We start from the raw sequence: 13,152 nt of genomic DNA on the forward strand, positions 1-13,152 counted from the left end.
GGACGCCAGTAGGATATGTCCGGAACCTCCTCTCCCTTTGGGAGAGGGATTAGGGGGTCAAACCGCCGGATACCGCAGCCGGCCAACGAAGCGCGACAGGCTGAAGCGGTGCTCGGGCGGGGTCAGCCATTTCGCCTTGGCCTTCTCGAACTGCATGATGTTCTCGATCCGGCGGGCGAGGAAGGCGCGGGTATCGGCCTGGCCCTGGCTCTCGTCGTCGAGGAACACCGCGATCGTCGAGGCATAGACCGCGCCGAGCGTCATGCGCTTGCTGTAATGGTTGTAATCGGTCGCCGTGTCGCCGGCGGCGCGCCACATCGCGTCGGCGGCGCGCCAGCCGAGCTGGGCGGCACGGGCGAGGTTCTGCGGCATGGCGAGGATGGCAAGCGCGCGGCGCAGCGCCTCGCGGTGCGGGGCGGCGAGGTCGAGCCGGGCCTCGACCAGGGCGGTGATGCGCGCGCGGATCTTCATCGCGGCCAGCTGCTCGGGCGTGAAGCGGGCGAGCATCGCGGCGTCGACATAAGCGAACCAGGCGTCGATCATCGCGACCGGGCCATCGGTGAAGGCGAGATGGGCGACGTCGCGGTCGACGCCGAGCGCGTCCGCTGCGGCATCGACCGCACGGTTGTTCCAGCCATCGAACGCCGCATTGGCCGCCACCTGCGGCGCGAGCGCGGCGCGCAGTTCGTCGAGAGTCGCGTCCTTCAGGTCCATCATGCCGATTTAGCCCCCTCAGCTTCCGGCGCAACCCGTGGACCGCCGCTGCGCACCAGGACGAGCGCGATCGCGACCAGGATCGCACCGACAAAGTCGAGCGGGCCGAGCGTCTCGCCATAGACGCTCCAGCCGACGATCCCGGCGACGATCGGCTGGGAGAGCAGGCCGATGCCGACGACGAGCGGCGAGAGATGGCCGATCGCGTAGATCATCAGCCCCTGCCCCACCACCTGGCTGGCGAGCGCGAGGCCGATCAATATGCCCCAATGCCCCGGCCAGAATGTCTCGCCCATCACCAGTGCCGCGACCAGTAGTGGCAGCGCGCTGGCGAGGGTGGAAAGGGCAAGCGCAGGCAGCGGCGCCATCACCGCGCGGGCCTTGCCCATCAGCACGAAATAGACGGTGTAGAGCGTGCCGGCGAGCAGGCAGAGCAGGTCGCCGACCAGGTGATCGGGCGAGAGCTGGAAGGAACGGCCGAGCAGCAGCGCAGCCCCCGCCGCGGCGAGCGCGAGGGCGAGGCCCTGGGTCCGCGTCGGCCACATGCGCGCGACGAGGAAGCCGTAGATCGGGTACATCAGCGTCGCCGAATTGCCGAACAAAGTGGCGTTGGCGAGCGTGGTCTGGAGGATGCCGACATGCCAGCTCGCCAGGTCCGCGGCAAAGGCGAGGCCGCCGAGCGCGATCGGCAGCAACAGGCCGCGCGCCGGGGCGAAGGGCCGCTTCTGACCGGCAAAGGAGAGCGCGACCAGGATCGGCGCGGCGATCGCGATGCGCCAGAAGCCCGCCGCCACGGGTCCCACATCGGCCAGCCGCACGAACCATGGCCCGAAGGCGAGCGCGATGTTGCCGGCGAGCAGGGCGGCGATCGGCAATGCAGAGGCGGTTTGCGGGGAAATAGCTTTTCTTGGGGAGGCGGGCCGATGCATGCGCCCCCTTAGCCCCCTATTTCCTTGCGTCACAGTCGTTAGGGAATTTGCGACGATGCCGAACCTGTTCGATCCGATCCAGCTGGGCGCGATCCATGCGCCGAACCGCCTGCTGATGGCGCCGCTGACCCGCGGCCGCGCGACGCGCGAGCATGTGCCGACGCCGATCATGGCGGACTATTATGCGCAGCGCGCCAGTGCCGGGCTGATCATCTCCGAGGCGACCGGGATCAGCCGGCAGGGCCTGGGCTGGGCCTATGCGCCGGGCCTGTGGAGCGACGAACAGACCGATGCGTGGAAGCCGGTGGTCGAGGCGGTGCACGCGGCCGGCGGGCGCATCGTCGCGCAACTCTGGCACATGGGCCGGCTGGTCCATCCCGATTTCCTGGGCGGGGCGGCGCCGGTCTCGGCCTCGGCCAATACCGCGCCGGGTGAAGTCCGTACCTATCCGGCCGAGGAGAGCGGCGAGATCAAGCGCCCCTATGCCCAGGCGCGGCCGCTGCGCACCGACGAGATCCCCGGGCTGCTCGACGATTATGCCAATGCCGCGCGGAACGCGATCCGCGCCGGGTTCGACGGGGTGCAGGTCCATGCCGCGAACGGCTATCTGATCGACAGCTTCCTGCGCGACAACTCCAACTTCCGCGACGACGCCTATGGCGGCTCGATCCCCAACCGGGTGCGGCTGCTGCGCGAAGTGACCCAGCGCGTCGTCGACACGATCGGCGGCGAGCGGACCGGCGTGCGGCTCTCCCCGAACGGCGAGGTGCAGGGCGTCAACGACAGCAACCCGGCGCCGCTGTTCGAGGCAGCGGCAGCGGCGCTCGACGAGATCGGCATCGCCTTTCTCGAGATGCGCGAGCCGCGCCCAGGCGGCACCCGCGGCAAGCCCGATCATCCGCCGGTCCATCCGGGGATGCGCAAGGTCTTCAAGGGCCCGCTGATCCTCAACGCCGATTATCATCTCGACGACGCCCAGGCCGCGCTCGACGCAGGCGAGGCCGATGCGATCGCGTTCGGGCGGACCTTCCTTGCCAATCCCGACCTGCCGCGCCGGCTGAAGGAAGGGCTGTCGCTCAACCCGCAGCGCGAGGAGCTGTTCTATATCGGCGGGGCCGAGGGGTACACGGACTATCCGGTGGCGGCCTAACTTTCGTTCGCGTTGAGCGCCGTGAGCCAGGTCGTGGCCGCGGCGCGCAGCGCTATCCGCGTCTTTTCGTGGAAGATGACGAAGGCGACAGGGAAGGCCAGCACCCAGCCGAACAGCATAGCGAGCACGAACCCCAGCCCGAGCACCACGACCAGGACGACCAGCAACTGCGTCTGGCTGTCTTTGCCGATCCGGATCGTGCGCGGGCCTTCCTTGTCGTACCAGGACGCGGTCACGAAGCTGAAGCCCTCCCCGCCCGCATGGCGGCCGCGCGGCGCGCCCGAGCCGCGCGTCGGGCGAGGCTGGGCTTGCGGCCGCGGCGCTTCCATCGTCCGCGGCCGATCGCTCGGCATCTCGGGCCGGGACGCGATCGCCGGCGGGGTTACGGACCGCCCCGCCAGCGTGTCGATCACGACCAGCCGGCGCCCCTGCTCCACTACGCGGTAGCGGGACGGGGGCATGTCCATCGGATCAGCCGAACTTGCTCTTGAGCGCGAGCATCGCCAGCGCGGCCTTCGCAGCCTCGCCGCCCTTGTCCTTCTCGTCCGGCTTGGCGCGGGTGAGGGCCTGGGCTTCGTTTTCTACGGTCAGGATACCGTTTCCGATGGGGAGCGAGTCCATGGCGAGGGCCATCAGGCCGCGGGCGCTTTCGTTGGAGACCACTTCGAAGTGATAGGTCTCGCCGCGGATCACCACGCCGAGTGCGACGAACGCATCGTAGCGGCCGGTTTCGGCGGCCATCGCCACCGCGCCGGGGATCTCGAGCGCGCCGGGCACGGTGATGGTCTCGTGGCTATGGCCTGCTTCTTCGATCGCGGCGCGCGCGCCTTCGAGCAGCAGGTCATTCAGATGCGCGTAGAAGCGCGCTTCGACGATCAGGACACGTGCCAAGTCATTCTCCGGTATCGATGGGATGCTCGCCGACGATCGACAGGCCATAGCCGTCGAGCCCCACGAGCGTGTGATGGGTGTTGGTGAGCAGGATCATGTCCTGCACGCCGAGTTCGGTGAGGATCGTCGCGCCGACGCCATAGTCGCGCAGCTCGTCCATGTCCTTGGGCTCCAGCGTGCCCTCGCGGGCCTGGAGCGCCCGGGTGAACTGGTCGGGACGCGGCTTGTTGATCACCACGACCACGCCCGCGCCTTCCTCGGCGATGATCTCCATCGAGCGGCGCAGCAGCCCGCCCCGCGCACCGCCTTCGCCGAAAATGTCGGAGAAGGGCGAGAGCGCGTGCATGCGCACCAGAGTCGGCTTGGCCGGATCGATCTTGCCCTTGACCAGCGCGACCTGCTCGCTCTCGGTCGCCTTGTTCCAGAAGGTCATCGCGGTCCACTCGCCGCCCCAGTCGCTGTCGAAGCGCGTCTCGGCGCGCTTCTCGACGAGATGGTCGTGGCGGCGGCGATAGGCGATCAGGTCGCGGATCGTGCCGAGCTTGAGATTGTGGAACTGGGCGAAGGAAATGAGGTCGTCGAGACGCGCCATCGTCCCGTCGTCCTTCATGATCTCGCAGATCACGCCCGACGGATTGAGCCCGGCGAGCCGCGCCAGGTCGACCGCCGCCTCGGTATGGCCGGTGCGGACGAGGACGCCGCCGTCGCGCGCGATCAGCGGGAAGACATGGCCGGGCGAGGTGATCGCATCGGGGCCATTGGCCGCATCGATCGCCACCGCGACGGTGCGCGCGCGATCGGCGGCGGAGATGCCGGTGGAGATGCCTTCCTTGGCCTCGATCGAGACGGTGAAGGCGGTGCCGAGCGGGGTGCCGTTGACCCGCGCCATCGGCTCCAGTTGAAGCTGGCGCCCGCGTTCGGCGGTGAGCGCCAGGCAGATCAGCCCGCGGCCGAAGCGCGCCATGAAGTTGACTGCGTCCGGAGTCGCCATCTGGGCGGGGATGACCAGATCGCCTTCATTCTCGCGATCCTCGTCATCGACCAGGATGACCATGCGGCCGTTGCGGGCCTCGTCGATCAGCTCCTCGGGGGAGGAGAGGAAGGCGTGCTTGAGGCGCGCCAAAGGATTTGCTTGCTCAGGCTTTGCCACGAAGGGACTCCATGCGTTGCAGATAGCGGGCGAGCACGTCGATCTCGAGATTGACGGCCTGCCCGGCTTCCAATGCCCCGAATGTAGTGACGGAAGCGGTGTGGGGAATGATGTTGAGGTCGAATTCGACGCCGGCATCGGTATCGCGCACCGCATTGACGGTGAGCGAGACGCCGTCGACGGTGATCGAGCCCTTGGGCGCCACGTATGGCGCCAGCTCCGCGCCGGCCTGGATCACGATGTGATGCGAGCCGCCGATCTCCTCGATCGACTTGACCGTGCCGATGCCATCGACATGGCCGGTGACGATATGGCCGCCCAGCTCGTCGCCCAGCCTGAGCGCGCGCTCGAGGTTGAGCTTGCGGCCAGAGGTCCACATGCCCTCAGCGGTGCGGCTGATCGTCTCGCCCGAGACGTCGAACGCGACCCAGCCCGGCGCCTTGTCGACCACCGTCAGGCACACGCCCGAGCAGGAGATGGACGCACCGAGATCGATGCCCCCCGTTTCATAGGCGGTGGAGACGCGGACATGCAGGTCACCCTGCTTCTCGGTCGCCTCGACCGTGCCGATATCAGTGACGATTCCCGTAAACATCAGGCGTGCTCGTAGACCTCCATCCTGTCACTGCCAAGCATGCGGCTTTCCATCAGCCGCCAGCGGCCATGGGCATCGCCCAGCCGGGCAAGCCCGATGTCGCCGAGCGCCGCCCTGCCCTCGCCGATCAGGATCGGCGCGCGATAGAGCAGCAGCCGGTCGACCAGGTCGGCGCGGAGAAAAGCGGAAGCGGTCTCGGCGCCGCCCTCCACGAAGAGATGGTCGACGGCTTCGAGGCCAGCGATATCCTCGGGGCGCTTGAGATCGCCGGTCGAGGACAGCACCAGCCGGCGCGGCGTGCGCTCCTCCAGCCCCGGCAGGCGGACATCGAGCCGGGGCTTGTCGATCTCCATCGTGCGGCGGCCAACCAGGATCGCCTCGTGCCGGCTGCGCTCGAGATGGGTATGGGCGCGCGCTTCGGGGCCGGTGATCCACTGGCTCTCGCCCGAGGGGAGCGCGATACGGCCGTCGAGCGAGGTGGCGAGCTTGAGCGTGACCTGGGGGCGATGCTTCTCCAGCCGGGTCAGGAAGCCGGCCATCGAGCGGCGCGCTTCGTCGGTGCGGACGCCTTCGGTCACCTGGATCCCTGCGGCACGCAGGCGCGCGGCCCCTGTCCCATTGGTCCGCGGATCGGGATCGCCGAGCGCGATCACCACCCGGGCGACGCCGGCGGCGACCAGCAGGTTCGAGCAGGCCGGGCCACGCGGGGACTCGTGCGCGCAGGGTTCGAGCGTGACATAGGCAGTTGCGCCGCGCGACTTTTCGCCGGCCCCGGCCAGCGCCATCGCCTCCGCATGCGGGCGGCCGCCGGGCTGGGTCCAGCCGCGACCAATCACGACGCCATCGCGGACGATCAGGCAGCCGACATTGGGATTGGGCGCGGTCCGCCCCCTGCCCCGCTCCGCAAGCGCGAGCGCAGCCCCCATCCAGCGTGCGTCGCTCAGAAGCCGTGCTGGGTCAGCCAATCGTCATATTTCTTGAATTCGGCCTGACGCTTCTTCTGTGCGGCCTCGAAATCCGCCTTGCGCTTCAGCTCGGCGGGCAGGTCCTTGGCCTGCTGTGCCTTGATGTCTGCATCGCTGCGATCGAGCCGCCATTGCTGCACATAGATGATGTCGCGCTTGTACGGCGCCTCGACGGCCGAATCCTTCACGAACATGTAGAGGATCACCAAAGTGACCCCCATGGCGAGAATCATGAACCACAGCTCATAGGGCTTGCGGGTGGCGAGCCAGCGCCTGAAATCGCCAAAGGCGCGCAGGGGATTGAATCTCTGAAGGTAGCTCATCTTGGCCTGAAGATAGGCGCGCGGGGGCCCGAGAGCCAGCCCCCGCGCGCCATCAAGCCCCTTACTGGTCCTTGATCTGAAAGGTGACGCTGAGCGTCATCCAGCTTTCCTCGGCCACGCCGCCCCGCGTCGCCGGCTTGAACCGCCATTTCGACAGGGCCTGGCGCCTGGTGGCGTCGAAAAAGGCCGGGCTGGTGGCGCTGACCTGCTCGACGGCCTTCACCCTGCCATTGGTACCGACCAGCACGCGGACGGAGACGCGTCCGTCGCGCTGCTCGCGCAGCTCGGATGCCGGGTAGGCGGGCTGGAAGTCCTCGGCATAGCGCCCGTCGCGGCGGGCACCGACCAGCGGCAACGGCGCCGGCTCGACGCGCGGCTCGGGCTTGTACACCTCTCCCGTCTCGACCGGCTTGCTGTTGTCCGGGGTGACCAGCGGGATATCCGGTGTGGTCACCAGCTTGTTGTCGGTCGGCACGGTCTTGAGGATCGGATCGGGAGCAGTGACCGGCGGCTGCATCGCCGGCTTGGGATCGGGCTTGGGCTGTTCCTTGGGCTTCTCGACCGGCGGCGGCGGCAGCGTCTCCTTGACCGGATAGGTGACGAGCGTGGTGTCCCGGATCGCTTTGACGAAATTGGGCGAGGAATAGACCATCCCGGCGATGATCGCCCCGCTGAAGAGCAGCGACGCGCCGATGCTGACGGTGCGCGATTGCTGGGGCCGGTAGCGTTGTTCAGCGTACATGGCGTTGCACTCCATCTCCATTGCCGGTCTGAGCCGACTCCAGTGATGATACAACATTACATTAAACATGCAAAGGGTTTTGCGATCATGCGCCCCCGAGGCGTTCCAGGGCAGCATCCTTGCCGATCAGGGGGAGGAGCGCGGCCATGTCGGGGCCATGCTCGCGGCCGGTGAGGGCGAGTCGCAGGGGCAGGAACAGTGCGCGGCCCTTACGGCCGGTAGCTTCCTTGAGCGCACCGGTGAGTTCGGGCCAGGGATTGGACCAGTCGAGCGTCGCGGCGACCTCGGCAGCCTTGGCGAGGAAGGGGCGGTCCTCCTCGGCGATGCTGACGGTGACCGGGCCCTCGACCACGCTCCACCAGTCGGCGGCTTCGGCGATGGTGGAGAGATTGGGGCGGATCGCGTCCCAGCCGGCCTCGGTCACGGCTGCAGGGAGGCGGTCCTTCACTGCGGCATAATCGAGCTGGTGGACGATGCGGGCACCCAGCTGCGCCAGTTCCTCCTCGTCGAAGCGCGCGGGGGCGCGACCGAAGCGGGCGAAGTCGAAGCTCTCGATCAACGGGGCGCAATCGGTGAGCGGCTCGACGGGATCGCTGGTGCCGAGCCGGGCGAGCAGCGCAATCAGCGCCTGGGGCTCGATGCCGATCTCGCGGAAATGTTCGATGCCGAGCGATCCGAGCCGCTTGGAGAGCTTGCCTTCGGCGCCGGTGAGCAGTGCCTCATGGGCGAAGCGGGGGGCCTCGGCCCCCAGCGCCGCGAACATCTGGAGCTGGGTCGCGGTGTTCGAGACATGGTCCTCGCCGCGCACGACATGGCTGATGGCCATGTCGACATCGTCGATCACCGAGGGGAGGAGATAGAGCCAGCTGCCGTCGGCGCGGCGGACGACGGGATCGCTCATCGTCTTCGGATCGAAGCGCTGGGGGCCGCGGACCAGATCGTCCCACTCGATCATGGCGTCATGGTCGAGCCGGAAGCGCCAGTGCGGGCGGATGCCCTCGGCCTCGAGCTTTGCCCGGTCGGCATCGGTGAGCGCCAGTGCGGCGCGGTCATAGACCGGGGGCAGACCGCGGCCGAGCAGCACCTTGCGCCTGAGCTCGAGCTCCTGCGCGGTCTCATAGGCTGGATAGACCCGGCCGGCAGCCTTGAGTTCCTCGAACCGCGCCTCGTAGCGGTCGAAGCGGGCGGACTGGCGTTCCTCGCCATCGGGGTGGAGGCCGAGCCAGGCGAGGTCGGCGCGGATGGCCTCGACGAACGCTTCCTCCGAGCGCTCGGCATCGGTGTCGTCGATGCGCAGCAGGAAGCGGCCGCCCTGCTTCTTCGCGAACATCCAGTTGTGGAGCGCGGTGCGCAGGTTTCCGACATGGAGCTTGCCGGTGGGGCTCGGCGCGAAGCGGGTGGTGACGGTCATCGGCCCGCCTTAGGAGCGCCGTGCCTTCACGGCAAACCGCTCGAGCGTGGCGATAAGGTCGGCATCCTGTTCGGGGCTGAGGACATGGCGCGGCAGGATCAGCACGATCCGCTCCTGCGGCCGGACGACAATCGACTTGCCGTCGGCGAGCCAGCCATAGAGCGAGGCCCATTCGACCCGGCTGGTGCCGGCGGCTGACTTCGCGACCAGTGCCGTTTCGCTCCAGCGCCAGGTTGTCTCGGAGAACAGCGACGGCTGCTGCTCGGCCATGCGACGGACCTGTGCGGGAATGCGCCACGAGGTCCAGACCAGGACACCCAGCATCACCAGCACGCCGAACAGCGCGGCCCCCTTGTCGCCGAGGCTCCGCGCCAGCGACCACCCGACCGCGAGATCCCAAGCCATCGTGCCCAGGACCCCCAGCGCGAGCAACACTATCGCGACGAGGAAGAACCGGGCCAGCGGCCGGCGCTGATAGGCGCGATACCATAGCCGCTGCCCCGCGACATGGTCCTCGAGCTGTGGCGTGAACGTCACTTCGCGGTGCATAACCCTCATCCCCCGTCTTGCCCCGCTGCGTATCGGCTGACAAAGGGGGCGTCGAGGGACACTCGGGAGATATTCGATGAAACTGTTGGCCGGCAATTCGAACGCGCCGCTCGCCAAGGCGATCGCGGAGTATCTCGAGATTCCGCTGACCCAGGCGAATGTCCGCCGCTTCGCCGACGAGGAGATCTTCGTCGAGATCCTCGAGAATGTCCGCGGCGAGGACGTCTTCGTGATGCAGTCGACCAGCTATCCGGCGAACGACAACCTCATGGAGATGCTGATCATGATCGACGCGCTGAAGCGCGCGTCGGCCAAGCGCATCACCGCGGTGCTCCCCTATTTCGGCTATGCCCGCCAGGACCGGAAGCCCGGCCCGCGCACGCCGATCTCGGCCAAGCTGGTCGCCAACCTGGTGACCACGGCCGGCGCCGACCGCGTGCTCTCGGTCGATCTGCACGCCGGGCAGATCCAGGGTTTCTTCGACATCCCGACCGACAATCTCTTCGCCGCCCCGGTGATGAGCGCCGACATCCATAGCCGCTTCCCCGACAAGAAGTGGATGGTGGTCTCGCCCGACGTGGGCGGCGTGGTGCGCGCCCGCGCGCTGGCCAAGCGGCTCGAGAACGCCCCGCTCGCCATCGTCGACAAGCGCCGCGAGCGCCCGGGCGAATCGGAAGTGATGAACATCATCGGCAATGTCGAAGGGCGCTTCTGCATCCTGATCGACGACATCGTCGATTCGGCCGGCACTTTGTGCAACGCCGCCGCCGCGCTGAAGGCGGCGGGTGCCGAGGACGTGGTCGCATACTGCACCCACGGCGTGCTTTCGGGCGGCGCGGTGGCGCGGGTCGACGGCTCGGCGCTGGCCGAACTGGTCATCACCGACTCGATCGGCAACCATGCGGTGATCGCCGAGAGCAGCAAGATCCGCCACCTGACGATCGCGCCTTTGCTCGCCGAGGCGATCAAGCGGATCGCGGACGAAAGCTCGGTTTCGAGCCTGTTCGACTGAGCCAAAGTACAGGAAGTACACGCCAAAGCGCGTTTTCGCGCCTTGGCCGCTTAAATGATTTCAATGACTTAGCGAATCGCCTCAGCCACGAGGGCGATGCCGACCAGCATCATTAGCACATAGATCGCGGTGTAGAAGCGCGCCGCGTCGACCCTACGCACCAGCCAGACGCCGGCGACGGTGGACACCAGCGCGAGCGGCAGCAGCGCGGCTGACGTCATGACGTTGGCCGCGGTGAACTGGCCTAGCGCGAGGTAGGCGGGGACCTTGATCCAGTTGGTCGCGGCGAAGAAGAGCGCGGTGGTGCCTACGAGGATGTCGCGCGGCAGCCCCCGCGGCAGCACCCAGAGCTGGAAGGGCGGCTGGCCGGCATGGGCGATCTGGCTGGTGAAGCCCGAGGCAATGCCGAACAGCGATCCGATCCAGTCTGGCCAGCGGGCGGTGTCCTTCGGGGTCGCATGGCGCGCGGCCCAGAGCCGATAGGCGCCGAACAGGATCGAGATGCCGCCGACCATCGCCATCACCGCCGCGGAAGAGACGCTCGCCGCGAACCAGTAGCCGAGCGCGATGCCGAGCATCGAGCCTGGGAGCATCCAGCCGAGCAGCCGCCAGTCGACCGTGCGGCGGAACGCCCAGACGCCGACCACGTCCTGCGCGATCAGGATCGGCAGGGTGATCGCCGCGGCGCGCACCGGATCGACCGCGAAGGTGAGCAGGGGGAGCGAAAGCGCGCCCATGCCGGCGAAGCCGCCCTTGCTGAGCCCGAGCAGGATCACCGCTGGGACAGCGAGCGCGTAGAAATGCCAGTCGGTGATCATAGGGTGCGGCTTTAGCCGCACCCGTCATCCCGACGGAAGTCGGGATCTCGGGCCACCGGCATGCGCTTGCCGCATGAGATCCCGGCTTTCGCCGGGATGACGGAATAGAGCGCGGGTTGCATGCGCCATCGCCCGAGACCCCGGCTTTCGCCGGGGTGACGGTTAGGATAGGGGCAGGGTCCATGGCAGAGGATCGCACCGGGCAAGTCGCCGTCCTGTTCATTTCCGAGCGCACGGGGGAAGACGCCGAGGGGTACGCCGTCGCCGCGGCGCAGATGGATACGCTGGCGGCGCAGCAGCCCGGCTATCGCGGCGTCGACCATGTCGGAAACGGCGAGGGCCAGGCGATCACGATCAGCTATTGGGCCGACGAGGCCAGCGCCATCGCCTGGCGCAAGCATCCCGAGCATGCCGAGACGCGGGAGAAGGGCCGCGGGCGCTGGTACAGCTGGTACATGCTCCACGTCGCCGAGATCGGGCGCAGCTATAATTGGGCGCGGCCATGAGGTTCCGCCGGGTCGACGGCACCTTCGCGCTGCTGTTCACCGTCATGCTCGTCATCGCGGCGGGCAATACCGCGCTGCAATCGGTACTGCCCGCGCTCGGCCGCTCGCTCCACGCCCCCGACAGCGCCGTCGCCGCGGTCTTCTCGGTCTCCGCCCTGCTCTGGGTGATCGCCGCGCCCTTCTGGGCCAATCGCTCCGACCGGCACGGGCGGCGCGCAATGGTGCTGCTCGGCATTGCCGGCTTCACCGTGTCGCTGGGGCTGTGCGGCCTGTGCCTGGCGCTGGGGATCAATGGCTGGCTGGGCCCGGTGGCGACCTTCATCGCATTCGTCGCCGGCCGGGTGATCTACGGGACCTTCGGATCGGCGGCGCCGCCGGCGGTGCAGGCGATCGTGGCGGGACGGACCAGCCGCGAGGAGCGGACCCAGGCGCTGACCCTGCTCGCCTCGGCCTTCGGGCTCGGCACGATCCTGGGCCCGGCGATCGCGCCCTATCTGGTGATGGGGCATCTCTGGCCGGGCGGGCCATTGATAGGACTCGCCGGCCCCGCCTTTGCCGCCAGCGCGATCGGCGTGGTGATCTGGATCGCCGCCGCCCGGGGCCTGCCCCGGGACGAGGGCCATGCGCATGGCGCCGCGATCTCCTATCCCTCGATCGGCGGGCAGGGGACCGGCGCGACGGTGACCGCCGCCACCGCCGAGGAGACCAGCGAGAATGTCCGCTATTTCGACCCGCGCATCCGCGCCTGGATCGTCGCGGGCCTGATCATCGGCCATGCCCAGGCAATGACCGGCCAGGCGATCGGCTTCCTGGTGATCGACCGGATGCAGCTGCCGCCGGTCGAGGCACTGCAGCCGACCGGCCTGGTGCTGATGATCGGCGCCGGCGCCTCGCTGCTCGCGCAATGGGGGCTGATCCCGATGCTCGACCTGCGCCCGCGCGCGCTGGTGCTGGCAGGCGCGGGGCTGGGGCTGCTCGGCTGCGTTGCGACCGGCACCGCGACGACGCTCTACGGCATCGCGATGGGCTATGCGCTGATCTCGCTCGGCATGGGCTTTGCCCGGCCGGGATTCACCGCCGGCGCGTCGCTGGGTGTGGGAGCGGAAGCGCAGGGATCGGTGGCGGGCAAGGTCACTTCGGTGAACGGCGCGGCGTTCGTGCTGGGGCCGTCGATCGGGGTGGGGCTGTACGAGCTGTGGCGGCCGCTGCCGTATCTGACCGCGGCGGGGGCGCTGGGGTGTTTGCTGGCCTATGCCTGGGTGGCGACGCGGCGGGCGTAAAAATCCTCCCTCGGAGCCCATGGCTCCGGGGGAGGGGGACCATTCGCGCAAGCGAATGGTGGAGGGGGCTCACCACAGCTGTTGTAGACCCCCTCCACCACGACGCTAGCGCGTCGC

The 13,152-nt window shown here is 68.4% G+C and carries 16 protein-coding genes; 4 read left to right on the plus strand and 12 right to left on the minus strand.

Annotated features, from left to right (window positions below; translation table 11 throughout):
* Positions 1-57: 57 nt before the first annotated feature.
* Both ACEN8G_RS19640 and ACEN8G_RS19645 read right to left on the minus strand, forming a co-directional pair.
* Complete coding sequence (locus ACEN8G_RS19640; protein ID WP_413740672.1) at positions 58-717, minus strand: COQ9 family protein; 660 nt, start codon at positions 715-717, stop codon at positions 58-60.
* Positions 714-1,643 carry a DMT family transporter gene (locus ACEN8G_RS19645; RefSeq protein WP_413415134.1) on the minus strand — a complete coding sequence of 310 codons (930 nt, stop codon included), beginning with the start codon at positions 1,641-1,643 and terminating at the stop codon, positions 714-716. The genes ACEN8G_RS19640 and ACEN8G_RS19645 overlap by 4 nt, the downstream gene beginning before the upstream one ends.
* 55 nt (positions 1,644-1,698) lie before the next feature.
* Between ACEN8G_RS19645 and ACEN8G_RS19650 the strand changes: the two genes are divergently transcribed.
* Positions 1,699-2,793, plus strand: coding sequence for an alkene reductase (locus ACEN8G_RS19650; protein ID WP_413415133.1), 1,095 nt, complete (start codon positions 1,699-1,701; stop codon positions 2,791-2,793).
* Here the strand turns inward: ACEN8G_RS19650 and ACEN8G_RS19655 are convergent.
* The 9 genes from ACEN8G_RS19655 to ACEN8G_RS19695 all read right to left on the minus strand — a co-directional run bounded on the left by ACEN8G_RS19655 (position 2,790) and on the right by ACEN8G_RS19695 (position 9,419).
* Entirely contained in the window at positions 2,790-3,206 is a 417-nt protein-coding gene (locus ACEN8G_RS19655) for a hypothetical protein (protein ID WP_413740673.1), read from the minus strand. The genes ACEN8G_RS19650 and ACEN8G_RS19655 overlap by 4 nt on opposite strands.
* A gap of 58 nt (positions 3,207-3,264) precedes the next feature.
* The gene (gene ribH, locus ACEN8G_RS19660; RefSeq protein WP_221262833.1) at positions 3,265-3,684 is read right to left on the minus strand and encodes a 6,7-dimethyl-8-ribityllumazine synthase; all 420 of its coding nucleotides are present in this window, start codon (positions 3,682-3,684) and stop codon (positions 3,265-3,267) included.
* 1 nt (position 3,685) lies between these two features.
* The gene (gene ribB, locus ACEN8G_RS19665; RefSeq protein WP_413415131.1) at positions 3,686-4,834 is read right to left on the minus strand and encodes a 3,4-dihydroxy-2-butanone-4-phosphate synthase; all 1,149 of its coding nucleotides are present in this window, start codon (positions 4,832-4,834) and stop codon (positions 3,686-3,688) included.
* A complete protein-coding gene (locus tag ACEN8G_RS19670; protein ID WP_413415130.1) occupies positions 4,821-5,429 on the minus strand; it encodes a riboflavin synthase in 609 nt (202 codons plus the stop codon). Before ACEN8G_RS19670 ends, ribB begins: the two co-directional genes overlap by 14 nt.
* The gene (gene ribD / locus ACEN8G_RS19675; RefSeq protein ID WP_413415129.1) at positions 5,429-6,355 is read right to left on the minus strand and encodes a bifunctional diaminohydroxyphosphoribosylaminopyrimidine deaminase/5-amino-6-(5-phosphoribosylamino)uracil reductase RibD; all 927 of its coding nucleotides are present in this window, start codon (positions 6,353-6,355) and stop codon (positions 5,429-5,431) included. Before ribD ends, ACEN8G_RS19670 begins: the two co-directional genes overlap by 1 nt.
* A gap of 14 nt (positions 6,356-6,369) precedes the next feature.
* Positions 6,370-6,717 carry a hypothetical protein gene (locus ACEN8G_RS19680; RefSeq protein ID WP_413415128.1) on the minus strand — a complete coding sequence of 116 codons (348 nt, stop codon included), beginning with the start codon at positions 6,715-6,717 and terminating at the stop codon, positions 6,370-6,372.
* Positions 6,718-6,778: 61 nt separating this feature from the next.
* Complete coding sequence (locus ACEN8G_RS19685) at positions 6,779-7,459, minus strand: TonB family protein (RefSeq protein ID WP_413415127.1); 681 nt, start codon at positions 7,457-7,459, stop codon at positions 6,779-6,781.
* Between the two features lie 85 nt (positions 7,460-7,544).
* A complete protein-coding gene (gene gltX, locus ACEN8G_RS19690; RefSeq protein WP_413415126.1) occupies positions 7,545-8,870 on the minus strand; it encodes a glutamate--tRNA ligase in 1,326 nt (441 codons plus the stop codon).
* Between the two features lie 9 nt (positions 8,871-8,879).
* Positions 8,880-9,419 (minus strand): YcxB family protein, encoded by a 540-nt coding sequence (locus tag ACEN8G_RS19695; RefSeq protein ID WP_413415125.1) that lies wholly within the window; start codon positions 9,417-9,419, stop codon positions 8,880-8,882.
* Between the two features lie 76 nt (positions 9,420-9,495).
* Here ACEN8G_RS19695 and ACEN8G_RS19700 point away from each other — a divergent pair, with 76 nt between their 5' ends.
* Complete coding sequence (locus tag ACEN8G_RS19700; RefSeq protein ID WP_307116768.1) at positions 9,496-10,431, plus strand: ribose-phosphate pyrophosphokinase; 936 nt, start codon at positions 9,496-9,498, stop codon at positions 10,429-10,431.
* A 68-nt stretch (positions 10,432-10,499) separates the two neighbouring features.
* Here ACEN8G_RS19700 and ACEN8G_RS19705 read toward each other — a convergent pair whose 3' ends face one another.
* Positions 10,500-11,249: a sulfite exporter TauE/SafE family protein gene (locus tag ACEN8G_RS19705; protein WP_413415124.1), complete on the minus strand. Its 750-nt coding sequence runs from the start codon at positions 11,247-11,249 to the stop codon at positions 10,500-10,502.
* A 182-nt stretch (positions 11,250-11,431) separates the two neighbouring features.
* Here ACEN8G_RS19705 and ACEN8G_RS19710 point away from each other — a divergent pair, with 182 nt between their 5' ends.
* Together ACEN8G_RS19710 and ACEN8G_RS19715 are read left to right on the plus strand one after the other, a co-directional pair.
* Positions 11,432-11,755 (plus strand): antibiotic biosynthesis monooxygenase family protein, encoded by a 324-nt coding sequence (locus ACEN8G_RS19710; RefSeq protein ID WP_413415123.1) that lies wholly within the window; start codon positions 11,432-11,434, stop codon positions 11,753-11,755.
* Positions 11,752-13,035 (plus strand): MFS transporter, encoded by a 1,284-nt coding sequence (locus tag ACEN8G_RS19715; protein WP_413415122.1) that lies wholly within the window; start codon positions 11,752-11,754, stop codon positions 13,033-13,035. The genes ACEN8G_RS19710 and ACEN8G_RS19715 overlap by 4 nt, the downstream gene beginning before the upstream one ends.
* Positions 13,036-13,152 lie beyond the last annotated feature (117 nt).

This window comes from Sphingomonas sp. Sphisp66 (genome assembly GCF_047324325.1).
Taxonomy (GTDB): domain Bacteria; phylum Pseudomonadota; class Alphaproteobacteria; order Sphingomonadales; family Sphingomonadaceae; genus Sphingomonas.

Coding starts and splice junctions, on each gene's coding strand:
- ACEN8G_RS19680 (WP_413415128.1), bottom strand. CDS start 6,717: ATGAGCTACCTTCAGAGATTCAATCCCCTGCGCGCCTTTGGCGATTTC.
- ACEN8G_RS19640 (WP_413740672.1), bottom strand. CDS start 717: ATGATGGACCTGAAGGACGCGACTCTCGACGAACTGCGCGCCGCGCTC.
- ACEN8G_RS19710 (WP_413415123.1), top strand. CDS start 11,432: ATGGCAGAGGATCGCACCGGGCAAGTCGCCGTCCTGTTCATTTCCGAG.
- gltX (WP_413415126.1), bottom strand. CDS start 8,870: ATGACCGTCACCACCCGCTTCGCGCCGAGCCCCACCGGCAAGCTCCAT.
- ACEN8G_RS19685 (WP_413415127.1), bottom strand. CDS start 7,459: ATGTACGCTGAACAACGCTACCGGCCCCAGCAATCGCGCACCGTCAGC.
- ACEN8G_RS19705 (WP_413415124.1), bottom strand. CDS start 11,249: ATGATCACCGACTGGCATTTCTACGCGCTCGCTGTCCCAGCGGTGATC.
- ACEN8G_RS19645 (WP_413415134.1), bottom strand. CDS start 1,643: ATGCATCGGCCCGCCTCCCCAAGAAAAGCTATTTCCCCGCAAACCGCC.
- ACEN8G_RS19650 (WP_413415133.1), top strand. CDS start 1,699: ATGCCGAACCTGTTCGATCCGATCCAGCTGGGCGCGATCCATGCGCCG.
- ribD (WP_413415129.1), bottom strand. CDS start 6,355: ATGGGGGCTGCGCTCGCGCTTGCGGAGCGGGGCAGGGGGCGGACCGCG.
- ACEN8G_RS19700 (WP_307116768.1), top strand. CDS start 9,496: ATGAAACTGTTGGCCGGCAATTCGAACGCGCCGCTCGCCAAGGCGATC.
- ACEN8G_RS19715 (WP_413415122.1), top strand. CDS start 11,752: ATGAGGTTCCGCCGGGTCGACGGCACCTTCGCGCTGCTGTTCACCGTC.
- ACEN8G_RS19670 (WP_413415130.1), bottom strand. CDS start 5,429: ATGTTTACGGGAATCGTCACTGATATCGGCACGGTCGAGGCGACCGAG.
- ACEN8G_RS19695 (WP_413415125.1), bottom strand. CDS start 9,419: ATGCACCGCGAAGTGACGTTCACGCCACAGCTCGAGGACCATGTCGCG.